Annotated in this window: 19 protein-coding genes and 1 pseudogene; 14 read left to right on the top strand and 6 right to left on the bottom strand. The window is 42.1% G+C overall.

All coding sequences use genetic code 11. From position 1 onward, the window contains the following. The first annotated feature begins 31 nt into the window (after positions 1–31). The 4 genes from BGP76_RS01760 (at position 32) to BGP76_RS01745 (ending at position 4,362) form a co-directional block, all read left to right on the top strand. The gene (locus BGP76_RS01760) at positions 32–559 is read left to right on the top strand and encodes a glutathione peroxidase (protein WP_119843389.1); all 528 of its coding nucleotides are present in this window, start codon (positions 32–34) and stop codon (positions 557–559) included. Between the two features lie 247 nt (positions 560–806). Next, entirely contained in the window at positions 807–2,702 is a 1,896-nt protein-coding gene (gene htpG, locus BGP76_RS01755; protein ID WP_119843388.1) for a molecular chaperone HtpG, read from the top strand. Between the two features lie 111 nt (positions 2,703–2,813). Continuing rightward, positions 2,814–3,674 (top strand): toxin-antitoxin system YwqK family antitoxin, encoded by an 861-nt coding sequence (locus BGP76_RS01750; RefSeq protein WP_255416028.1) that lies wholly within the window; start codon positions 2,814–2,816, stop codon positions 3,672–3,674. Between the two features lie 142 nt (positions 3,675–3,816). After that, positions 3,817–4,362, top strand: a complete 546-nt coding sequence (locus tag BGP76_RS01745; RefSeq protein WP_119843387.1) for a peroxiredoxin-like family protein — start codon at positions 3,817–3,819, stop codon at positions 4,360–4,362. Between the two features lie 255 nt (positions 4,363–4,617). On the opposite strand, the gene BGP76_RS01740 is transcribed toward BGP76_RS01745, so the two are convergent. The 4 genes from BGP76_RS01740 to BGP76_RS01725 form a co-directional block, all read right to left on the bottom strand. Then, the gene (locus BGP76_RS01740) at positions 4,618–5,343 is read right to left on the bottom strand and encodes a LytTR family DNA-binding domain-containing protein (RefSeq protein ID WP_119843386.1); all 726 of its coding nucleotides are present in this window, start codon (positions 5,341–5,343) and stop codon (positions 4,618–4,620) included. Beyond that, the gene (locus BGP76_RS01735) at positions 5,343–8,384 is read right to left on the bottom strand and encodes a histidine kinase dimerization/phosphoacceptor domain -containing protein (RefSeq protein ID WP_119843385.1); all 3,042 of its coding nucleotides are present in this window, start codon (positions 8,382–8,384) and stop codon (positions 5,343–5,345) included. Before BGP76_RS01735 ends, BGP76_RS01740 begins: the two co-directional genes overlap by 1 nt. 74 nt (positions 8,385–8,458) lie before the next feature. Further along, positions 8,459–12,016: a DUF4082 domain-containing protein gene (locus tag BGP76_RS01730; protein ID WP_119843384.1), complete on the bottom strand. Its 3,558-nt coding sequence runs from the start codon at positions 12,014–12,016 to the stop codon at positions 8,459–8,461. Positions 12,017–12,044: 28 nt separating this feature from the next. Continuing rightward, positions 12,045–12,530 (bottom strand): T9SS type A sorting domain-containing protein, encoded by a 486-nt coding sequence (locus BGP76_RS01725; RefSeq protein WP_119843383.1) that lies wholly within the window; start codon positions 12,528–12,530, stop codon positions 12,045–12,047. Between the two features lie 559 nt (positions 12,531–13,089). On the opposite strand from BGP76_RS01725, the gene BGP76_RS01720 reads away from it, so the two are divergent. The 6 genes from BGP76_RS01720 (at position 13,090) to map (ending at position 18,460) form a co-directional block, all read left to right on the top strand. Next, complete coding sequence (locus BGP76_RS01720; RefSeq protein WP_143520027.1) at positions 13,090–13,473, top strand: hypothetical protein; 384 nt, start codon at positions 13,090–13,092, stop codon at positions 13,471–13,473. Between the two features lie 283 nt (positions 13,474–13,756). Then, positions 13,757–14,191, top strand: a complete 435-nt coding sequence (locus BGP76_RS01715; protein ID WP_119843381.1) for a hypothetical protein — start codon at positions 13,757–13,759, stop codon at positions 14,189–14,191. A gap of 239 nt (positions 14,192–14,430) precedes the next feature. Next, positions 14,431–14,925 (top strand): hypothetical protein, encoded by a 495-nt coding sequence (locus BGP76_RS01710; protein ID WP_147407345.1) that lies wholly within the window; start codon positions 14,431–14,433, stop codon positions 14,923–14,925. Positions 14,926–15,192: 267 nt separating this feature from the next. Then, positions 15,193–16,284 (top strand): YARHG domain-containing protein, encoded by a 1,092-nt coding sequence (locus BGP76_RS01705; RefSeq protein ID WP_119843379.1) that lies wholly within the window; start codon positions 15,193–15,195, stop codon positions 16,282–16,284. Positions 16,285–16,493: 209 nt separating this feature from the next. Beyond that, entirely contained in the window at positions 16,494–16,910 is a 417-nt protein-coding gene (locus tag BGP76_RS01700; protein WP_119843378.1) for a hypothetical protein, read from the top strand. 785 nt (positions 16,911–17,695) lie between these two features. Further along, positions 17,696–18,460: a type I methionyl aminopeptidase gene (map, locus tag BGP76_RS01690; RefSeq protein WP_073119849.1), complete on the top strand. Its 765-nt coding sequence runs from the start codon at positions 17,696–17,698 to the stop codon at positions 18,458–18,460. A 346-nt stretch (positions 18,461–18,806) separates the two neighbouring features. Here map and BGP76_RS01685 read toward each other — a convergent pair whose 3' ends face one another. Together BGP76_RS01685 and BGP76_RS01680 are read right to left on the bottom strand one after the other, a co-directional pair. Continuing rightward, complete coding sequence (locus tag BGP76_RS01685; RefSeq protein WP_119843376.1) at positions 18,807–20,609, bottom strand: glycoside hydrolase family 2 protein; 1,803 nt, start codon at positions 20,607–20,609, stop codon at positions 18,807–18,809. 258 nt (positions 20,610–20,867) lie between these two features. Next, positions 20,868–21,038 (bottom strand): annotated as a pseudogene (locus tag BGP76_RS01680) (glycoside hydrolase family 97 C-terminal domain-containing protein); the annotation flags it as partial. Positions 21,039–21,653: 615 nt separating this feature from the next. On the opposite strand from BGP76_RS01680, the gene BGP76_RS01675 reads away from it, so the two are divergent. The 4 genes from BGP76_RS01675 to BGP76_RS01660 all read left to right on the top strand — a co-directional run bounded on the left by BGP76_RS01675 (position 21,654) and on the right by BGP76_RS01660 (position 24,676). Next, entirely contained in the window at positions 21,654–22,583 is a 930-nt protein-coding gene (locus BGP76_RS01675; protein WP_119843374.1) for a DUF4440 domain-containing protein, read from the top strand. Positions 22,584–22,937: 354 nt separating this feature from the next. Further along, positions 22,938–23,447, top strand: coding sequence for a Crp/Fnr family transcriptional regulator (locus BGP76_RS01670; protein ID WP_119843373.1), 510 nt, complete (start codon positions 22,938–22,940; stop codon positions 23,445–23,447). 86 nt (positions 23,448–23,533) lie between these two features. Further along, positions 23,534–24,058, top strand: coding sequence for a YceI family protein (locus tag BGP76_RS01665; protein WP_119843372.1), 525 nt, complete (start codon positions 23,534–23,536; stop codon positions 24,056–24,058). Between the two features lie 192 nt (positions 24,059–24,250). Beyond that, entirely contained in the window at positions 24,251–24,676 is a 426-nt protein-coding gene (locus BGP76_RS01660; protein ID WP_147407344.1) for a hypothetical protein, read from the top strand. Positions 24,677–24,678: the final 2 nt, after the last annotated feature.

Here is a 24,678-nt window from a genome sequence, read left to right as displayed (position 1 = left end):
AAAAAATGAACAACCCTAAAATCGAATTACTATGAAAACACTTATCATAACTCTATCTATACTTTTTGCCACTACGGGCATGGAGTCTTCTTTTTACAATTTCAAAGTCAATGCACTGGACAGTGATCAGGTTATCGATTTCAGCCAGTTCAAAGGCAAGAAAGTCCTAGTCGTCAATGTCGCATCTAAATGCGGGTACACGCCACAGTACAAAGATCTACAAGCTCTATCCGAAAAGTACAAAGAGTCTTTGGTCGTACTGGGCATGCCATGTGATCAGTTTGCTGGTCAGGAGCTAGATTTAGAGTCTTCGATCAAGCAGTTTTGTACCGAAGAATTCAGTGTCACTTTTCCCATGACGACAGTGATCAATGTAAAAGGTGATGAACAGCACCCTGTTTATACTTGGCTCACAAGTAAATCCGAAAATGGCAAAGGAGACTATAAAGTATCTTGGAACTTCAATAAGTTTTTGGTTGATGAAAATGGCCAATTGATCGAGTATTTTTCTTCTAACGTGAAGCCACTCAGCGAGGACATAACAAAATACTTGGACTGATTCTAGAAAACATAGACAGATTTACAAAATCCCTTTCGGTACGATGTACTGGTAGGGATTTTTTATTTCCAAAAAACTAGACCAAATCCACCCTCAGTAGATGTTGAATTTGACAGATCACTGACACTCTTGCTTTTGTTTTCTGTCATCCTGTCACAGATCGTCGGGCTTTGCGCTTTGGAATGAGTTTTGCCACAGGGGGATTATAATTTTTAGTTTTAATCAAATAGTAAAACATAAATACATCATGCAAGAGAAAGGTAATATTTCGATTCACACCGAGAATATTTTTCCAATCATCAAGAAGTTCCTATACTCGGATCACGAGATCTTTTTGAGAGAGTTGGTTTCAAATGCTGTCGATGCATCGCAGAAGTTGAAGCAACTTTCTGGAATCGGCGAGTTCAAAGGTGAGCTGGGAGATTTGAGAGTGGAGGTTAGCTTTGACGAAGCAGCCAAGACCATTACTATCAGCGACCGTGGTATCGGTATGACTGCTGAGGATATCAAGAAGTACATCAACCAGATCGCATTTTCTGGAGCCACTGAGTTCGTAGAGAAATACAAGGACAAAGGCGATGAGCAGCAAATCATCGGTCACTTTGGGCTAGGGTTTTACTCGGCCTTTATGGTGGCAGAAAAAGTCGAGATCAATTCACTATCTCACGTAGAAGGTTCTGAGCCTGCTCGATGGATATGTGATGGCTCTACAGAGTTCGAAATCAGTGAAGGAGACAGAACTGAGCGTGGTACGGACATCATCTTGCATGTCAATATGGAGGACTCAGCAGAGTTCTTGAACGAAGCGAGACTACAGGGAATCTTAGACAAATATTGTAAATTCTTGCCTATCGAAGTGAAATTCGGCGAGAAAGACAAGCAAGTAGAAGATGGCAAGGACGATGAGGACAAGCCTAAATACAAGACGGTCAAAGAAGACAATATCGTCAACAATCCTGCGCCACTATGGACCAAATCTCCATCGGATCTGACCGATGAGGATTACTTGGCTTTTTATAGAGAACTATATCCTTTCTCTGAGGAGCCTTTGTTTTGGATCCATCTGAATGTGGACTACCCGTTCAACCTGACGGGGATTCTTTACTTCCCTAAGGTGAAGAATGATTTCGAGATGCAAAAGAACAAAATTCAGCTGTACTCTCGTCAGGTATTCATCACGGACGAAGTAAAAGATGTTGTGCCTGAGTTTTTGATGTTGCTGCATGGGGTGATTGATTCACCAGATATTCCACTCAACGTATCGAGAAGCTTCTTGCAAGCAGATGGTAACGTGAAGAAAATCAATTCATACATCACGAAGAAAGTAGCCGATAAACTGGGTGAGCTTTACAAAAAAGATAGAGCAGAGTACGAGAAAAAATGGTCTGATATCGGATTATTCGTAAAGTACGGAATGCTGAGTGATGAGAAGTTTTACGACAAAGCGAAAGACTTTGCATTGCTAGAAAACGTAGATGGTGAATTCTTCAACTTCGATGAGTACAAAACCAAAACCGAAGCACTACAGAAAGACAAAGATGACAACCTCGTCTACCTCTACTCGACTGATCCAGCGAAGCAGCACACTTTCATCCAGTCTATCAAGAAGAAGTCTTATGATGTACTGAAGATGGATGGCCAGTTAGATTCGCACTTCATTGGTACATTAGAACACAAGCTAGAGAAGACTCAGCTCAAGCGTGTAGACGCTGAGACAGTAGACAAGCTGATCAACAAAGACGAGAAAATCGAATCTGTATTGTCAGATGACGACAAAGAGAAGGCGAAAACGATCTTTGAGAAAGCGATCAATGACAAGAACTCTACGGTAGCGGTGGAGTCGTTGGCTTCTGATGAAATGCCAGTCATCGTGACCATGCCAGAGTTCATGCGACGCATGAAGGATATGCAGCGCCAAGGTGGTGGTGGCATGATGATGATGGGAGATATGCCTGATCAGTACAACGTAGCGATCAATGCCAACCACCCACTGGTAGCCAAAGTACTCGGTAGCGACCAAGAGGACGCTAAGGAGAAACTAGCGCGTCAGGCTTATGATTTGGCCTTGTTGTCACAGGGATTATTAGAGGGGGAAGCCCTTACACAGTTCATTAACAGATCTGTAGAGCTGAGCGCCAACTAAGCAGGCGCTTCTAGGCAAATTGAAATAAAGAGAAGAGGCTGTTGCAAAACACATGTCGTAGTTTCGCCAAATCAGGTGATCTGCGGGATAGGCTTTTGTAATAGCCTCTTTTTGATTAATATCGCATATATGAGATGGAATGCGCTACATACGAAATTACTAGCCACAGCACTGTGCGTGACTGGGCTGTCGCTACCCGCCCTATCTCAGGAGTACGGTAGTGATGACGAACTGCTCCAAACCGAAAATGAGTACGAAGTACCACTGACGGTAGATCTAGACGCTGAGGAAGAAGATCGAGAAATCGAGCTCAAAAAGAAAAAACCGAAGCGTAAAGTCTTCTATGGAAAGAAGACTAGAAAAGGGTATACACGTACTGGATTCGGAGATAATGTAGTGTTGGAATTGTTCTTCTATCTCAAAGTGTATGAAGAACCAGTACCTTATGTACGAGATGTATATTGGTATGACTTTAGGCGAAGGAAAATCGTTAATTCCAGAAAGATAGATGAAGGAAATGCAGGCATACTACATGGCCCTTATAAGAAAATGCTAGGAGATCAAATCCTAGAAGAAGGGGTGTTTTACATGGGGGTCAAGCATGGTCGATGGTCCGAATGGAACAAACACAACATCCTTCAAAACAAAGAAAAATACTACAAGGGATGGCCCAAAGAGTCCCTTGTATCTTATCATAACCGCGAAGAGCGCCAGATCGAAGAGATCATCCCTGTGCACTACGGCGAGAAGGAAGGCAACTACTACGCCTTTCATGAGAGTGGCAACTTGGCTGCTTATGGCGAATATCAGTTTGATCATCGTGTCGGCATCTGGCGTGAATACTATGATCAGCGCAATCGTCGAAAACGTGAAATTATCTATTCTAAAGACCCTTTCGATGAGGATTTCGTCCCCTACATTATCCGTGAATGGGACGAGCATGGCAAGCTGATCTATGAGAACGATCAATAATACCTCACCATCACATTGCTCCTGTTACAGGCTTGAGTAATTAATCCAGTATTGGAACTATTCGCCGAAAGATAGGGTTGAATCAGCATAACTCCATATTATTCTGTGGAGCGACACTATTTTTCAATCTTATAAGGCAAATATGAAATTACACCAAGGACAAATCGCACCTGATTTTAAAGTTCAAGATATTTATGGTAATCCCGTTTCGCTGGCAGACTACAGAGGCAAACGCGTCTTGCTTAGCTTTTTTAGGGATGTGAGTTGTCCGTTTTGTAATCTACGCGTCAGAGATCTATCCAAACGCCGTGAGGAGCTAGAAAAAATGGGACTTCACATGATTTTATTTTTTGAGAGTTCTGCCGAGGTGCTGAATAGTAGCCTCTTGCACAAGAAAGCTTCGCCGATACCGCTCATTGGCGACCCCAAAAAACAAGTATATGGTCAATATGGTATCGAAGCATCAGCCCTCAAAATGATGAAAACTTTCTTTCAGAGTGGGGCGGTCAGTGCAATGAAAGAAGGCGCTACCATCGAGGTACCCAAAACCAAGGACAAATCAACAATGACACTGATACCCGCAGATTTTTTGATTGATACCGATCAAAAGATACATACCGCTCACTATGGTACCCACATTCGTGACCACATCACAATCACTGATTTAGAAAATTTTATAAAATCATAATAGCTTGTCTAATGAACTCAAGTGTGAGAACAATTGAAGACGACTCTTAAGCGAGTGACCAGCAGATGATTGATAAAAGGAAGAATAAGACAAACGGAAACATTGTTACTGGGATCTCTAGTTGCTTTTAGTGACAAGCACGTCTTTTTGTATTTGGGGAGTTGACCTAGGATGTTTCCTGCTGAGTTTGGGAAGTGGGTAGCAACCGTGATCTACATGATAGAAGTACTAATAACAATCAAAATTGATACTACATCAAGCAATTGTATTAAACACTTTGACAAGTACATCTTTATATTTTTTGACCATCGGCACCTCATAAGCCCCTACCTGCACCGTGGAGCTATTGAATGAATCTATTTTAAGAGCATTCACTACATAGGATCGATGTACCTGGATAAATTTTTTATCCCCTATTTGAGACAAAAAATCTTTTAAAGTAGAGCGTATAATATGCCGTTTTGTAGGGGTATATATCTCCAAATAATTATTGTCCGATTTGAGGTAGCAGATGTCATCTAGGCTGATTTTGACATATTGATAGTCTTCCTTGACAAAAAAACTATCACGAACCACCACCATTTCACTCTCCTCGTCCCCTGCTTGTTCTGTGAATATTTTGATAGCGACCTCCACAGCACTATACAAATGCCCTTTTTCTACGGGTTTGAGTAAGTAGCCATAAGGGGAAAGGTTGACTGCCTGATCGATGGTTTTTTTATCTCCATAGGAGGTTAGAAAAACAAACGGAAAATCCCTTCTCTCCCTGATTTGTTCGGCCAACCACAGCCCCGTTTCCTCACCTTTGAGTTGAATATCAAAAAGTGCCAAATCTGGCATCTCCCTTTCTATTGCTTTCAAAGCTTCTGTTGCTCTGATACAGATCTCCGTCACTTCGTACCCCAGCTCTTCTAGCATATCGGAAATGGATTCTGCGATGATCATCTCATCTTCTACTATCAGTATTTTGATTTTACTCATCAGGCCGCAAATTCTAGTTTAAAGCTCGTTCCATTATGGGTCTCAAAGTTAAACTCCCCTTCCAATTGCTGGCTGAGCATTCGAACCAACCGTAACCCCAGAGACTTGGTCTTCCGAATATCAATCTCGCTAGGAAGCCCTTTCCCATCATCTTTGATATTGAGAATATAGGTTCCATTTTCCTTAGACAGAAAAATGCTGAACGATCCAGTTCCTTTTTCATCAAAAGCATATTTAAATGCATTAGTCGCAATTTCATTAACTATCAGACCAAGAGGAACTGCCGTATCCACATCAAAAAACACATTATCAGCTTTTATATTTAGCTGCACGTTTTTCATACCAAATGAAGCCCTGATTTCTCCCACCAACTCTTGCAGGTACTCCCCAAAAGGAATGCTCTTCAAATCGTCATTTTCGTATAGTTTTTGATGAATCAAAGCCATCGAACGAACTCTGCCCTGTCCCTCTTCCAGCACTTTTTTGAAATCCTCATCTTCGAATTTTCCAGACTGTAGGTAGAGCAGAGAAGCAATGATCTGGAGATTGTTTTTGACACGATGGTGGATTTCTTTGAGTAGCGACTCTCGCTCTACCAAAGCCTTTTCGATCGTCTCTTTTTGATCACGAATTTCTGAAGTTCTTTCGTCAATGATTCCTTCCAACTTAAGGTTTTCCTTTCTCAGCCTGCGAGAATTCCAATAGACAATAAGATAAATCACCAAAATTAGCAGTAACACATAAAGCACAAATGCTCCAGCGGTCAAATACCAAGGAGGGCCTATCTTGAATCTATAAGAAGTAACACCACTCTCATGACCAAAGACATTCTTTGCTCGGACCGAAAACTCATACGTACCTTCAGGTATATTAGTATACCTCCTTGCATCAGATTCTTCCCACTGAGACCAATCATCATCAAAGCCCTCCAGCTTGGTCATGTACAGCAGTTCTGATACGCCTTTGAAATACGGCACTGCATACTTAAAATTTAAAGAATTGAACTCATAGGGAATCTCAAGTATTTCCTCTCTCCCGATTTGATGCTCTATATTAGAAGCAATTATAGAATCCTGTAGCGCAATGTTCACCTCTCTGATGATTGGCTGATAATGAAAAGTATGATCTTCTTTTTTCGTCCCATCTACAACATACAACCCATCCAGACTACCGATTCCAAGCTTATTTGGCGCCAGCATTTCTAGATTATCTGTGATACTCCCTGGGCTGAGGGCTGCAAAAATCTCCTGATCATTTATTATCGTACCGTCAGGCAAAATAGTCAAGTGCCCCAAATCCAAACTAGCGGTCTGGTACCAATAGCTAGTGTCATCCTCCTTCGTTAAGAAAAACAAGCCCTTATCATCGAAAAACTCTCCAAAACGGGAATCTTTACTAAACAAATCTTGATCTGAATCATATCGATACAAACCATCCGATCCGCCAATAAACAGACTACCCTCCATCTCAAACACCTGCCAGATCACATCTGGCAAGCCTAGTTCACCATTGAGAATTTCCACCTCCACTACCTCCTGAAGGCTTTCGGCAAGCCTAAATCGAGCAAGTTTAAAATCTGCACTCAAGTCATAGTAAAACCTAAGTTTATCCTCAAACACCATGGCACCACTAAGTACCCGAGGAAGTAATTCATTTACTATAGAACTTTGATGTTTCCATCTTCCAGCCTTAACGCTAAAAACTTCCAGTTCATTCCCGGTAACTCTAGAGGTGAGTATGACTTGATTTTTCTCATCCACTGTTCCCATGGCGTGATAAGTGTTGGGATTTTCTAATAATGGGATAAACTTATGATCAACTATTTCCCCCTTCTTTCTGGTGTGAAGTGAAAACAAAGCGCCCCCAGTCTCCAATAGTCTCGTCCCTCCGATTTCAGAATTGTCGATTTTAGTAAAGAATCTATCCTCTGCATTGAACAGGTCTCCCTTTCCCTGGTCCTTTCTATAGAAAGTCCCAGAGTACCCAGTTACGTACCATTCATCTTTGTGCTTTTTCGTATCATACACCACCACTCCATCCAAACCCTGGCCTTTGCCTATATGAGAGATGGGAGATGAAAGATTCAGGTAAACCAAGCCATTATTGGTCGATATCCATAAGTCTCCTTGATTGTCCTCGAATACATCGTGCACCTGATTATTACTTCCTGCTTTTTGATCTAGGATAATGAGCGGCTGCATGTCTGAATCCGCAATCACAAACCCTCCCGTCAAAAAGCTAAGTGCATAGTTGCCATTAGTTAAGCGTTCTGCATCGAACAAGACATTGTCTCTAAGGTAGGAGTGGTCGAAAAGTTCGATTTGAGACCCTCCAGTTGGGGTATATGCGTGCGCTCCTGTTTTTGAAGAAAGAGTAATAAGTTCACCTGTATCTCCGACTACAAAATCAGCAATATGTTTATCTGCCCAATACGCCCCATGTTGCATGAGTATCAATGAATCATCTTGATAAACATGCAATCCTACACCCGACACATTTATTATTAACTCATCTTGATAAACAAATGAAGGATAAAGCCTTGCCTCCATCCCAAATGCCCTAATCTCTTCGGTTTTCTCGTTGTATTCAAAAACGTACTCATGGCTAATGAAGTAAACCAAATGATCAATGATCTGCACATCGCGAATGAGCGTAACAAAAGTACTATCTGGTATTTGGTCAGTTAGGGATACAAACTCCGTATTACCTTTTTCATTTCTATTCAAATAGCCAATTTCATTGTATCCACCAGTATAAATTCTCCCCTCTGCGTTTTTCCTGAAATCCTGAAAAACTATTGACACCACAAAGCGCCATTGCTCCCCGTCAAATTCTATTAAACCTGTATTGGATGCCGCATAGATCATTCCATTGTCCGACTGCATAGCAGCCCAAATAGAAGAACTAGCCTTATTGAAATCTTTGGACGAATAACGGACCATAGGGGGTAGTCCCTGGAGGTTAGAAACACCCAAATACTGTGCAGGTGACGCAAGTGAACTCAAAAAAGAAAGAGCGAATAAAATCAAACTATTTTTCATGGATTCCAAAATAAATAAAAACCAGTCATAAACGACTGGTTTCTTTAATCAGTGAGTAGAATATGTACTTTTATTTAATTTAAGTCTACCCAAGCACCACCTGCTCTTCCCTGAAACTTGCTTGTTGTTGTGTTGTATATCATCAGACCATCAGCAGGAGATGCTATCTCATCACGCTCTGTTGTCGTCATTCTAGGTAGCAAGAATCCCCCTGTGGTAGAGCTAACTTCGAGCACAGCACTCGCATCTGGCGTGTCTGTAAATATCCCTACGTTTTCATTATTGGCGTGAATAGCGGTTTTGGGTTCATCCTTCCCTATCACATAGGTTTGAAAGTAATTGTCACCATATGTAAAATTACCCGTAACGTTGCCCATAGCTATACCACCTGAATATTCATCTCCAGAATTTGCTATCATGTATATTTTATAGGATGTATCCGAGATGGCGATACTGATTGTATATTTTTGACCGGCCACTATGTTCACCTCCTCCGACAATGTCACATCGGCTGTCACCAATTGATTGGAGGTTGAGGGGTTGATCGTGGCGGTATAAAGAACAGTACCTGATAATGACTGTCCGCTTCTGATCGTTAAAGTATAGGTACCCTGCGAATTGTTTTGAACGGCATACTTCATTCTTACTCTGGTTAACACACCTGAGCTTTCGGCCGTAAACGACTGGCCTATTTTCGTTTCTACTGGTAGCTGAGCATTATAATTAGAAGGATTGAAGTGCGCGCTTAATGATGATGACCCTGCGTAATCCAACACTTCGAAGTTGATATTGCCTTGGGAATCGTATGACTGTAAATTTTGATCCACGTACGCTTTAGTCGCTGCATCTTGCGCATTGCTTGGATCAGCCAGATTCGTGATGGCAACACCCCCGGCATTGGCACCTTGACTAAGTACATTGCTCAAGTTTTGCTCATCCGTATCCGTATCTACCGTTTCGCCTACCCAAGCTGATCCATTGTACTTATTGATTTCATTATCCTCTGTATTGTAAACCAATAACCCTGTGGCTGGTGAGGATATCGCATCTCGTTCTGCAGCGGTCATTCTAGGAATGAGGAGACCCTTTTCTGTAGATGATATATCCAATGCTGCACTTGCGTGAGGTGATTTTGTGCCAATTCCCACATTGAAATTATCATCGACCAGTAATCCGGCTATTGCAGGCGTCTTCACGTATGTTTTAAACTTAATGTCATTTGCTGGCTGTATAGTACCGTTATGGTACATGGCGCCATCATCATATACATTAGCGGCTGCACTTCCAGCCCTTATAATGGCATCTTCACCAGCCACTACTCTAAATGTAAAAGTACTGCCAGGTTCTACCGAGATAGGAGTAGAAAATTGATGCGATGATACTTCAGGATTGTAAGCCAATGTAACGGCTTCTGAAATAAGCTGAGATCCTCCATATCCTTCACCTTTATAAACCGAAATGGTAAAATCTGAATTAGGGTCCATTTGAGTCAGCTGAAATTCAATTCGTGTTAATTCACCTAAATTATTAACGATGAATGATTGCCCAAAATCTGTAGAAACGCTATTACCGATAGATGTCGGCTGATCTACATCAACTACTTCTGTAGCTGCTTTGGCAATTTCAAAATCACCCTCTGCATTGGTATTGGCACCAGCGACCTGCGTATCTACATAACTTTTGGTTACAGCATGTGCATCCTCCGTCGGATCATCGAGAGACAAATTACCATCTAATAAAGCATCTCCACTTTTATACACTGTAAATGCATCAGATTTTGCTCCAGATTCCCCATTTCCAATGACGAATGCTCTATCGGTATCATCTCCTGCAGGTATGTAGTCGGTATTGTAGGCACCTACCGCAAGCTCACTTTCAGATCGAGCAGTGGTATGGTACCCAATAGAAGTAGCGTTTGATCCAGATGCGGTAGTCGTATACCCCATTGCGATTGAATTTAATCCACTCGCATTATTGTATTGACCTATTGCGATGGCGTATTCTTCCGTCGCCCTCGCATCAGTACCGATAGCGATGGCTCCACTGGCAGTGGCTTCATTGTTATTTCCTATCGCTGCAGTAGCATATTGACTAGCGGTATTGTCGGCACCTAGTGCGACCGAGTGATTGCCTACATGGGCATCATCCCATTGATCTGCACTCGCTGATCCTGCCCTAAAGGCTGCTTTGCCTTTGTCAAAAAACATGCGGCTATTGTCGTCACTCGTAGTATTGTCATCTGCGAGTTGGCTAGAGCCGAACACAAAATTATCATTTGTATCTCCAGCGGAGATCACATCGGCTGTTTCTGAGAAAGCGCCTAGGTCATGGCTGTCTACATAGTTTTTAGTAGCCGCATCTTGGGCACTTAGCGGATCAGCTAAGTTGGTGATGGTAGTTTCATTGGCATCAGCTCCATTTCCAAGCACGTCGGCCAAGTCCTGAGCATCTGTGTCATCCATGAAGGCCGAAAGATCAACCGTACCGCCATCCTCAAGGGTAAGAATATTTCCCTCCAGACTTATTGCTTGATCGTCTGACGCTGATGTCAGGTATCCATTGTTGGCTACAAAAGCGTCCACCTCTGTTTCGGAAAGCTGCGTATTGGTATCTGTATCATCCATGAAGGCCGAAAGATCCACCGTACCGCCATCCTCAAGGGTAAGAATATTTCCCTCCAGACTTATCGCTTGATCGTCTGACGCTGATGTGAGGTATCCATTGTTGGCTACAAAAGCGTCCACCTCTGTTTCGGAAAGCTGCGTATTGGTATCTGTATCATCCATGAAGGCCGAAAGATCGACCGTACCGCCATCTTCTAATGTAAGTGTGGTTCCATCAAGTCGAATGGCTTGATCGTCTGTATTTGCACCAAGGACTCCCAAATCGACAGAATTTCCTCCTGATATGGATAAGCTACCACCCTCCAAACTCAAGTTTTGCTCATCTTTGTTATCCAAATACCCAGAAAGATCAACCTCACCTCCATTTTCAAGTGTGAGCGTATGATCTGAAAGACTCATCGTTTGGCTGTCTGTCCCTGTACCATCCTGAAGGCTACTTAGATCGATGGTATTCCCATCAGAAATAGATAGTTCCGTCCCATCTAAGGCAAGCGTTTGATCATCGGTGTTTGCACCTAAAGAACCCAAATCAACAGCGTTTCCATCACTTATTTCTAATACTGATCCAGTGAGTGAAAGACTTTGAAGTTCGTTGGTCACATCAGCATCAGCATCCTCACCATACAGCGCATAGGGCACAGCTGATAGTTCGGCTGTGCCAAAATCTTCGTATCCACTACCGAGATCAACCTCTACCTTCAAAAAGTAATTGGCTAAACTCCAATCTATGGCTGAAAACACACCAGAAAGAGCAGCACCTTTCCCGACTTTGGCCTGAATCAGACCATGGGCATTCGTGCTAATGGTATGCTCCTCCGCGTACACTGTACTGCCAGTTTCACCACCTGACAAAAGAGTGAACCTAACCTCGACAGACTTATTGGCTATAGACTCCCCCTCAGCATTTCTTAAGATCCCTTGATAATCCAGACTCTGAGAAGTCTGGGCGACAGCTACAGATCCCAGCGCCAATAGGAAGATTGTTATTAGTGTAAATAATCTATTCATGATTATGTGATTATGATTTATGAAAATTCTATTTCTTAATGATTTTGTGTTCGTATATATGTTGGTCAGTTCTGACTATGAGGACATAGACCCCCACTGCCATTTCGGTAAAATCTATCCTACCCTCTAGGTTCGACTTCCAGTCGTCAAACTCATAGCGTTCTCTGCCATCAAGGCTGTATATACTCACGCTTGTCACTTCATTGTTCCCTTCTTTTATCTGGACAAAATCCACTGTAGGGTTAGGGTAGACTTCTATCGTCGTGTGAGCGCTATTGATAACTTCTAACACCTCCATGACTAGACTCGGTATTGGCTGGTGAATACCCGATATCAGTACATTATCATCACCAGCGCTGTAGGAGACAGTTTGCCCTACTGTCCAGCTCAGCATAGCCGAAGATCCAACAGTAGACGCATTAGCGCTAGAGAGCGTATGTGGTGAAATACTCTGAGCCCAGGACAGCAAAGGGGTGGTGAGTAAAAAGATGAGATAAATAGTGTGCTGTTTCATTTCCTTTTTTTCACAAATAATCTCATTGCGAAAAAAAACAGCAACTTTTTGTGGTGAACCCGCCGTTTTCTGTGGCGAACCCCCTCCTAGTCCTAAAAATGTATTTTAGACGCGCTTCACTATCCAGATCGCTGTTCCGTCAGATTTTTGAAGCGATATGGAATATGAACTGGTGCTCTGTCAGGTTTTTGGGGCTATATCGGATCTGAATTGGTGCTCAGTCAGGTTTTTGGAGCAATATCAGATCTGGATTGGTGCTCAGTCAGGTTTTTGGGGCGATATCAGATCTGGATTGGTCTCCCGTCAGGTTTTTAGGGCTATATCGGATCTGAATTGGTGCTCCGTCAGGTTTTTGGAGGTATCAGCACCTCGTTCGTCTTGCCACTTTCGATCTATTACCCTATTTTACTTTCCATTACAGTTCAAAGCATGCTTCACATCAGATTCATTGAATAGAGCAGGCTTTGATAAGAAAAAGAATTAAAAAAATATAATGCGGATATGTGACATGGTGTCACATATCCGGTTGTTAGAGCCCATCAGAGCAACTCGTAAGGTCATGAGGATAATCAAACTTTTAGCCGTTTTATTTTCTATTGGTATCATCGGTTACCTTGGATATGTTGCATACTTCGTATTTAGTCCTGAAATTGAGAACTTCAAGAACAGAACCGAATTCAACTCCGAACTTTGGAAGAACTGGGAAGATACGGAAGCAAGCGCCTCTTTAAGATGGGACATGACTCATAGCCTAACCACGAACTTCGAACTCATTGGAATGTCAAGCGAACAGGTAATTGAACTTCTTGGTCAACCCTCGGGTAGGAGCAATTCTGAACTAAGATACTATCTGGGAATGTCAAGACATTGGATAGACACTGGATCATTAGTATTGGAACTTGAAGAAGGCAAGGTGGTCAACTACAGAATCTGGCACGGTTAAACTCCAACGAACGAATAAGCAAGACGAAAATAAACGGGCTCTAACATAGCGTGATAGCGAATGCCCATGCTGCGTGACCAATGGTGTGCGGGAATCAGCACCGCCGCTTCGCTCAGAATCAATAGAATACCGAGGAATGGTCATTCGTGGGTCAAGCAGCCTCAATCAACAGGAATGGCGAAACGGACTTTTGTAGTTTGTCGCGATTCGGCTACTTTAGTACTTTATCAGACCGTGTGGGCACATCGCCATACGCGGACGTTAGGCATTATTAAACTTGAACATGAACGAATCATCTAAAACACCAAACCTATTTCTATATTCTTTAGTACTACCAGTATTTTGGCTAACATTTGGTTTCGTGTTGGACGCAATTGCACCAGGAAAACGACTAGGAATGTTCGGGCTATTTCTAATCGTTTATGCTACCCTAACTCCAATATGCTGGAACTTCACTAAAAACTTTGGTCGACATTTCAACAAAGCCGAAAAAATCAAACTAATTATCTTCTTAACTCTTTGGGCAGTTATCTGTGAACTCTGGGCATTATGGTACTACGTCAGTTTCGAATCAACTTCGGGATTTGACGAAGCAATCTATGGAGTAATTGCATTTACAGTGGCTATAGATGCTCTATTTATGACACTGGGAGTTCAATTTGCAGCAAAACGAATCAACAATCATTTTCTGAACCGAATGGAAGAAAAAAATACCTAACAATGCATATAGCGCATGCCCATAGCTGTGTGACCGAATCAATGCCATAACATGCTCCGCCGATTCACTCGGGAAGCGGTAGAATGCCGAGGAATGGTCATTCGTATGCCGATAGGCGCCTGTGAGACTGAGCGACCAGACTGGCTTTGGCGGTTTGGAGTGATTCGGCTACTTTAGTGCTTTTAGAATCCGCATGGGCACATCGCTATATGCGGGCGTTAGTCGTAACTCATGCCAAAATGAAACAGCGGAAACCTAAAACAAAGAAATCCAGAGACTTTATTTACTACGGATGTGGATTCTTATCCCTGCTATTCTTTGTTTGGTTTTGGTACACATCCAATGAAGATATAACCCTAAGTGAACTTCGTACAATCGAAGGCCAACTAGCCGCTGAATTAGTAAAAAAATCTCACGGTGGGTCTAAAAAGAGTTACTCTTTTGAGTTTAACCTGATAGGTCAGCCAACAACATTCGCGATAAAGTCCAACCCCTATTCAATATTCAACTTCGAATCATTTAAAGAAAATGAATCAATCGCTTCTAAACTGACGCTTCAGGTCTTTAAAGAACACCAGAATGATAAGTGGGAAGTCGTAACGCTATCAACTAAACAACGAGATTACATCACTTTACGGCAGATAAATGATGCAAGAGAAACTGATAACACAATCTCATATCTATTTTTGATCATAGGAATTGCATGCCTCATTGCTGGAATACGTGGAAAATAAATACGACTAACATGGTGTAGGTACGAATGCCCTTGCGAGCTTCTCGAATCAATGCCAGAATCAGCACCGCCGCTCCTTGCGGAATCTCTAGAATACCGATAACGCCTGTCAGCCGACAGGCTGGCATTCGTGGTTTCCGCAGCAGTCCAAACCTAGGCTAATGGTCAAACAGGCTTTTGTGGTTGTGCGCGGATCGGCTATCTTTCTGCCTTAATCAAATTGTGTGGGCACATCGCCATACGCAGACGATAGCGTCAATTTTACTGCATGAAGAAAATAACTCTCTTACTGCTCATTTTAACAATTCAATTAGTGTCGTTTGGACAAACACCAGACCAACAGCCAATTCCTGAATTTGTTCTGAAGGGTAAGTCCGCGAACGAACTCAGGATAATGAGAAATGAAATTTTCGCAAGGTATGGCTACATATTTAACTCTCAAGACCTAACTGAATACTTTAACACAAAATTCTGGTATCAACCAACTAATTCAAATGTTGATGACAAACTAACGAGTATTGATAAAGCTAATATCGAAGGTATTTTGAAATTTGAAAATCTTGCGAAACAAGAATCATTTAATCCATCAATTTCTAATGAAACTGAGGCGTATTTCAGAGTCTTCAACGATCCAATAACTGGCGACAAAGTTGAACTATCAAGAAATGTAACCTTCCATCGTCATTTCAAATATGGTACGATCAGAAAAATTGTCGAGCGAACTTTTACTGGTGCAGAAAAAATTCCCACGGTCATATATGCAGAAACTACCGATCCAACAAAACCCTTTTGGGAAGCAACGAAATATTATGACGACTTAAGATTCGCTACCAATTACTATCATGCAGTGGAATATGGGTGTTGCGGTGCAGAAAACTACGGAGAGCTTTTTAGCTACGATTCTGATGAACCTTTCTTGAAATTCAATGAAACCTATTACACAGTTGACATTCCGAACAGCAAAATTCACATGTTTGCGGCATATTGCCACGAACATTCTGGGCGTAATGGGTTGACTATTTCAACTCTTTATCTATCGACACTTGAAGGAGTTGTTAGCTCAATTACTTTCGTTGCGACTAACCAACAAAGTAAAGAAGACCTTCCTTGGTATTGGACACCAACAATTGAACTCCGAGCAACAAATGATAAGAACAGAGTTATTCAAGATGGAAAAGAAATCAATTTATGGAGCAGTAATTTTGCCAAGACCTTAAGCGATATAAGTGGCTTCTCAATTTTTATCGAATTCTGGAGCGAGGGAACTGGAAAAAAAGTTGAGTTTGACATCCCAATTGTCAAAGGTAAATTTTATGGAGCGAACGAACTAAACACTGAAATCACAGTCAATCTGGAATGAAAAGATGCTAACATTCTGTAATCAAATCATGGCGGTTCAGTAGTAAAAGAAAGTTCACTGCATTCTGGAAGCCCCGCCATATCTCAGATTAGCACTATGGAATCAAAAAAGGAATAGACCAAATCAGAGATTTGGCTATTTTGAACTCGAAGTACTATCTTCACCAAGAGCCACGATTCATACAGAGTCGTTAGCAAACATAAAATAGAATGAAGACGAAATTATACATACTTTTCATTATAACGATAACAATACTTTCCTCATGTAGTGAGTCTGTTTCAAACGATAAACTTATTGGAACATGGAAAGTTGTTGACGCAAAATTCGTATGGAAGGGAGCTTCACCAAATGTTATTAGAGAAGCAGTTGAAGATGCTAAAACACAAACCTACCATATTTACCCTGACAAAACCTTTAAAATAGATTTTGGTAATGGTCCTCAAGGAGATCTTAAATGGAAACTTGATTCTAAGAATGACGTGCTTACTACAATAACTGTCGGAATATCTGATCCAAAACTTGGACAAATCAAATATAAGATTTCTGACTTTGGGTCTAATAAAATGACATTAACTTCAAAAAGTCCAGGACAACGCATAGAGCTTAACTTTTCAAGATTGGAGTAAAAATTTGCTAACAATGCATATAGCGAATATCCTCTGGTCGTAGCGTCCGCTACGACCAGAGGAGTCAGAGGGGCGGCATACTCGTTGAGCTCAAGAGGAGCATCTACGTATAATATGGATTTCAGATTTTTATAGACACCTCTTTTGATCTGTCTGCGCAGACTTTGTCCCAAGCCTACTGATACTTTGCCACAAACCTGCTGTGACTTTATGCTAAACCTGTACAGGTTTGCTAGAAAACCCGCGCAGACTTTGCTCTGAACCTGCGCAGATTTTGCTCCGAACCCGCGCAGACTTTAGGCCAAACCTGCGCAGACTTTGCTCCGAATCTGCGCAGACTTTAGGTCAAACCCGTGCAGACTTTGAGACGAACCTGCACGGGTTTTTGAAAAGACAAAAACAGCCCCTTTCTGCAGCCTACAGGGCAGTATTTAGCGTCACAGTTTCCTTCCCGCGTCAGGGACAAATCCGAGTGCCCAGAAACCTTCTCGTAGGCTGCAGGGGGAATCGTTTGCAAAAGCAGCTTCAATAGCTAAAATTTGCAAGCCTCATAGTTTCCTTTCCCCTTTACTTTTTCGGGCATTTGCTAGAGTCTAGCACAGGCTTGCGCTACATTCAGACCTTGCTGGGGCATAATTCGTTACGAACCACAGAAATTTACCCCCATGCAGCAGTCAAAGGTTTGGCAACCATAAAAAATCTACTATTTTAGTTAAAGATACATTGCGGATATGTAACACCATGTCACCTATCCGGTTGTTGTAGCCAATTAAAACAAACATAAGATGTCAATAACAAAAGAGTCTGAATTAATAGGAATGAAAAAAGTTAGTGAAGTTGTTGGAACTACACTAAAATTGATGCGAGAATATGTTAAAGTCGGGATGTCTACTAAAGAATTGGACGAATATGGTGGTGAAATTTTAAAAAGCTACGGAGCAAAATCAGCACCTTATGAAACTTATGATTTCCCTGGATTCACTTGCATTAGTGTAAATGAAGAAGCCGCTCATGGAATTCCATCTAAGAATAAAATATTAAAAGAAGGTGATTTAATAAATATTGATGTTTCAGCTGAATTGAATGGTTTTTGGTCTGACAATGGAGGTTCTTTTGTCCTTGGAAAAGACATTCATAATCACCAACCCCTCGTAAATGCCTCTAAAAACATCTTACACAAAGCAATAAGCAATATCAAAGGTGGAGTAAAAATTTCTGAAATTGGTTATTTAATAGAAACTGAAGCAAAAAAATCTGGATTCAAAGTGATTAAAAATTTAGCGGGTCACGGAGTTGGAAGAAGTTTACACGAAGCACCTGAAAATATTTTAAATTATAGAGTTAGAACAAACCGAGAAAGATTTAAAAAAAATACAACAGTAGCTATTGAGACTTTTATCTCTACAAAATCAACTATTGCTGTAGAATTAAATGACGGTTGGACTTTAATTGGAAATAAAGGTGGATATGTAACTCAACACGAACAGACGATACTGGTTACGGATAAAAACCCTATTGTTTTGACTGAATCAAATGGGATGTGGAATTAAAACTGGCTACAATTGAGTAGACGGCTGACGGTCAAATGACCGCCAGTGCGCCTCTCACACCACCAGGTCCTTTCTTCTTCCAATGATTTATAACTAGGTGGTTGTTTTATGAAAAAACAATCACGAATTCCAAACAATGAATCCTGAATAACGAAGTGATCCATTGGGATGAAGCAAAGTAACCTATGGGGTGTTTGCTAGTTCAAAAAAGAAAAAGGTAAACTGACCCTTCCATGTTGGTAAGTTAGGAGGGGCATCAAGTGTCCAGCACCTCCCTACCCTATCACAAAAAAGCGGCTGCCTCACCCGAAATGAAACAGCCGCTAGGATTCAGTATTTACTGCGGTTACTTACCTTCATAGTATTGCTGTAGTACAGCGAATGCCTTTTTCTTTTTGCCAGTATCGCTGATGAGGCCTTTGCGATTCCAAAAGTTCTGATAGACGGCATGTGGTCTGCGTGGTGATTTGAAATCCACTAGAATCCAAGGCGTCATCCCTCTGAGTCCATCGATCTGCTCCAGCATTTTGAGTTGGTTGATATAGAGATCCTCCTGATACTCCTCCGACCAGCGCACACGATCCGCACTGTAGTAGCCTGGCTGTGCCCCTGCGCCGAACTCTGAGATAAACACCGGTTTGTCTTGATCAAACGAGAACTTGATATCCGTCAGCTTATCCAAGTCATGGCTGCTGTACCAGCCCGCATACTCGTTGAAACTGATCAAATCAATCTTCTCCGCCAGTGGATCGTGACAGCTCATCACACCGTCTACGGTCTCTAGCTCCAGAGCTGCCGCGACCAATCGTGTATCGTCTAGGCCTCTCACGTGATCGACTAGTCCGCCCATGAACTGCAGACGCGGCGCATTGACCGGCGTCTCATTGCCCACTGACCAGATCATCACAGCAGCTCGGTTGATATCACGCTCGATCAAGTCTGTCAACTGCTTTTTGGCATTGGCAAAAGTCTCTTTGTTCTCCCAAGAGATCGTCCAGTACACTGGCACCTCTGCCCATACCATGAGTCCCATTTGCTCTGCCATTCTCACCATTTTTTCGTTGTGCGGGTAGTGTGCCAGACGGACAAAATTGCAACCTAGTTCCTTCGCCCACTGGAGCATCATGCGGATGTCTCCTTCGGATCTCAACCTACCCTCTATCAGCGGATTTTCATCATGGATAGAAATTCCTTTGAGAAATATCGATTTGCCATTGAGCAGGATATCCTTGCCCGCTGTCACTATGCTACGAAAACCGATCTGATCCTGGACTACATCCTGTCCGTAGGACACTTGTACCTCATACAGTTTTGGACTCTCTGGGCTCCAATACTTCACCTTCTTAGCAGCGACAGCATAGCTACCTTTCCCGTCCTTGTCTAGCGTCACCTCCTTGTTGATGCGAAGTTCTGGGATGGCTACTTGCGCTTTGTCTCCTGCTTGCCCCCCTGCTACCGTCACAGAGCCTTGGATCTCGCGGTTGTTTTGTGGGTTGAGTTGTAGGACATAGTCAGCTACGTGTTGTTTTGGGAGGTCCAAAAGCAATACATCGCGGGTGATCCCACCATAGTTCCACCAGTCCGTGTTGACCGTAGGCACTTCGTCCTGATGACGGGTATTGTCTACTTTGAGTACGACGAAATTGTCCCCGTCTACCAACAGGTCCGTCACATCAAACTCAAAAGGCGTGAATCCGCCTTTGTGCATTCCTACTTTCTTGCCGTTGCAATAGACATGCGCCTCGTAGTTGACCGCACCGAAGTAGAGTTTGTATACTTTGTCCGTCTGAGGGCTTGCCTCGAAAGATTTAAACAGCCATACGCTACCCTCGTAAAACTCCAGTTCTGGTACTTGCGAATTCCAATCCCCAGGGACATCCATCACTGCTGCATGTTCGAAATCATACTCGATCAGTTCATTGGGGTGTGCAGGCACCTTGTTGTCATAGTATCCGCCAGCACCCGAATCACTTTGGTCGAAAGCCTGTCGTCTATAGTTGTAAAAGCCGTTTTCGTAGGGATCGATGATGTAGCTCCATTGGCCATTGAGACTAATGCTTTGTCGAGCAAATGGGTTTTGAGTAGTGGCCCACGTACTGAGGCCGGCCATCATCAGTACGACGATGGCAAATAGTGTTTTTAGTTTCATAATTTTAGTTTTAGCAGCCTAAAGATATAGGCTATCGGGGGGACTCAAAATGAAGCAATGAATTAAAATCAAGACCATTTCCCAAATGTCAAATAGAAGTCTATTCTCTCTTTATCTAAAACAAAACATAAACAACTGACAAACAATTCCTAACCTATCAAACCGCTCTGCGTCGCTGACATAATTGTCATACACAACAAAAAAACCCGACGTGACTAAGGTCGGGTTTTGAACAGTACGCGTTACTGAAAAACCTAATTAACGCTTCTTTAATATCTGGTAGCTATAGTTGCTGAGGCTCAATGATCCAGCTAAATCAACATCTGTGTCTTTGCCCCCTACATAGACGTAGGCTTTGTATTGCTTTCCTAGCATTAGAAAATCCAGCGAAACGGTAAAATCACGGGATTCCTCGTTTGTGATACTCCCGAGGTACCAGTCACACTTTCACGATACTTTCTCGCCACAGTCAGGTAGTCTCCTATCTTGGTGTTGAGTACTTTGGGATTCTCCTAGTTGGTCGGTACGTCTCGGGTAAACTGAAATGTGCGCTGCCTTTTGTAATTTTCGGGTAGACCAGCTGCCATGGGAACAATACCAACAACGGGCGAACGCCCTTCTTCATTTTAGGTCTTAGCGGATACCAAGAGTCGCTGGCAATCTAGCTACAACAGCATATGAGTGGTTGTAAAAAGATGGAATTGAAACGGTAATTACCACAATGAACAAACGATTTTTTGAGCAGGAAAACTAGCCGACAAAAAACAACTGCCAACAATGTATAAATGCAATAGCGGTTTGAGGACTATCTTAAACCGCTATATTTTTTTAAAAGGTCTATCTCCCCTCGGTAAATAAGTCCTTGATAATCCGCTACTCGTATGGCGCCTTTAGGTTTTGTCTATGTCGAATTGGCTCATCCATTTAGTTTTCTAGCCTCGGCCTGTAAATTAATTCTAGCGACACTTTAACTTTTTGTGATTCTGGTACTACCTTTAGATACATATGTACTACGAATAGAAACCATTCCAAAAACCAATCAAAATGCCTGTCCCTTCTCTCTCCAAAGCTTTTCTTTTATTGATCTGTTTCAATGCTTTTTTCTTTTCTTCTGTGGCTCAAGTGGTGGATGCGCAGACGGCTTCTTTCCTAGAGGGGTTTCGAGCTGGTTTCTCACAGGCATTTCGAAACGAAGACATTGATGCACTTCTCAAAGCTTCTTCGGAAGAGGTAAGGCTAATGCCTGAGTTTCAACGGACTGTTTTGGGCAAGAAGAATAGCTCCGACTACTACCAAGCTTTTTTTGACAAGTTTGACATTCAGTCCTACCAAAGAGAGGCAATTGAGATTCTAAGTATTGACAATGTACTCATTGAATTGGGGTATTTCAACCTGAAAATGACAGATCCGCAGCTACGCCAATTCGAGTTGGCAGGCAAATACCAGGATGTCTGGCAGAGGGCAAGCAATGGGGAGATGAAACTAATCTCGCAAGCGTGGAACTACAATCATGCTGTGGATTTTGCAGATCAGTTGCGTTTTGAGGATGTGCCGGCTGTAATCATGGCCTATCAACCACACCTTCCTGTCAACAGTGACATCACACTGGAGTTGGCGGCACTCAATTTGCTGATGGTGGAGACAATCCCACAAAAAGATGCCAAGCTGTGGGCTCAGTTTTTTACCGAGGATGGGATGTTCATTTATAGCAACAATCCGATTTATGAAGGGAAAGAAGAGCTGGATACTTATCTCGACCAACACGTCAATGAACTGCCCGTTTTTGAAAAGCTCCAAAATAGAACGGACAAAATCATCGAACTAAATGGGTATGTCCTTGAGTATGGAAGCCACATTGCCGTTTGGCGAATGAATGAGTATTCGGGGGTGAACACAGGCAAGACACTTAAAATATGGCGTAGACAGAACAATGGGGCACTCAAAATTTTTCGTCAAATGGCCATGTATGACTGAGGCCCGTTTGAAGGGGTCGAACCCCGACTTGACGATGTGGCTTGACCCTCCCGCAGGTGGGGATCAATTGTTTCGATTCGGCCCTGCACCTAACCACCGAGAAGCGACAAGTCCGACACCTAGTGACTTGTCACAGGGAGTGCGCTCAACTCAAATTTTTGAGAGCTCTTCATGTAGGTACGACTTAAAAAAGGGCAGGCGACGCAACTATTGTCGATGACAACATGTATCATTCATAGCCTGGTTCGTACTGGGCCTATGGTTTTTTGTATATTTAGCTTTTTTGCTAAACCAAGTGTCAACGCACAAGATCTACTACTTTTCTTGTGGGTTGACCACAATGTGTAAATCGAAATGAATTCATACCCATTCAATGAAACTCCGATACGTGTTAAAAAAGGAGAGATTTTGCAGATGGCGGGAAAAAGCCAAGCTCAATCTTATGCTGTTGTCAAAGGGTTGCTGAGAAGTTATATGATCGACCAAAAGGGCAAGGAACATATTTTTATGTTTGCACCCGAAGGTTGGATTATTGGTGATATACATGCTGCATCAAGCCAAACCAGTACGAGGTTGTTTATAGATGTGTTGGAAGATTCAGAAATAGTGCCCATTCGACGGTCTATAGATGAGTTGTCACTTGAAGATCTAAAATACGGGTTGGTAAAAGCACTTAAGCGAGTCGGTGTTTTGCAAAACCGTGTGATTATGCAAATGAGTTCTTCTGCTTGGGAAAGATACCAATACTTCATAGATGTATATCCAGACCTACTATCGAGAGTTCCTCAAAAAATGATTGCTTCTTATTTGGGCATCACACCGCAAGCATTGAGCAGAATAAGGGGTGAATGGGCAAGATCTTGAATCAAATTTCATTTATTAACCTAGGTGAATGTTTAGAGAATATTTTCTCAGGATGTTTGTATACTTAACACAACAAATAGGAAAATATGAGCAAACTAATTCTAAGTATTTTGGGCCTCTTTTTAGGCATACAAACAATATCGAGTCAACATACCATCAATGGAATCAAGTCGAGTGTAAAGTTTGAGATTTCAAATTTTGGGTTCAATACAGTAGAAGGGACTTTTACTGGTATGAAAGGATCTATTTCGTTTGATTCTAAAGCACCATCAAATGGATCATTTGATGTATGTATTGAGGCCAATACCGTGAATACCGATAATCAAAAAAGAGATGAACACCTTAGGAGTGAAGATTTCTTTTATGTAGAAAAGTTTCCTGTAATTTGTTTCAGATCAAAGAAGATAGCGAAGAAACCTGAAGGCTATCTAGTATCTGGGACTTTGACTATGCGGGGGATATCCCACGAAGTTGAAATACCTTTTGGTTTCACAGATGGTGTTTTTAAAGGGGCTTTGACATTGGATAGAACAGACTATAAGGTAGGGGATGATGGCAGCATTGTAGTAGGGGAAGAAGTAGCGCTAGAAATTATTTGTGCAGTAAATTGAGTCAACGATGAGTTGGTCTATTCTTCGCAATAATGTAGGAAGCATTGAAAAAGCATGACTCGACCACTTATCTTTGGGGCAACGGGACTTTCCCTTATACATTCCCCTATATCATGGATATGTACAAAGGTTACAACCGAATAGAGGGTTGGTGTGTCTCTGTGGATGAAAACTCTAAAATAAATTCAATCCATGAGATACGTAGTTATAATCACACTGATGGGAGCTCTGCTATCAGCTTGCCATGAAGAAGAAGCAACAACAATCTGTTGTTTTGAACCAGCAGGTACTGCCCACTATTATATCAATAATCAAACATCATCGGAAATAACCTTTTCTTTCGTAACCTCCGAAGAATTAGGCAGTCAATTGATTGACTCACTTCCTTCCATAGCTTCCCGCATATCTGTGAAGATATTGGAAGATGGAATAATTGGAGTTAATCCCCAGCCCTCTAATTCGTTGAAATCATTGTCAATCGTGCGAACTGATAACGGATTGGGTTATCAAATCCCTCGTATTGATGATGATTCTTGGGAGATAACGAGTAGAGATTTTGAAGCAGGTGAGTATGGGTTGACAAACTATCAGCTCACTATCAATGATTCTGATTTCTAAAT

The organism is Reichenbachiella sp. MSK19-1, from assembly GCF_003590315.1.
Classification (GTDB): Bacteria; Bacteroidota; Bacteroidia; order Cytophagales; family Cyclobacteriaceae; genus Reichenbachiella; species Reichenbachiella agariperforans.
The sequence above is the reverse complement of the archived record's forward strand: the minus strand, read 5'-3'. Positions and strand labels throughout refer to the sequence as shown.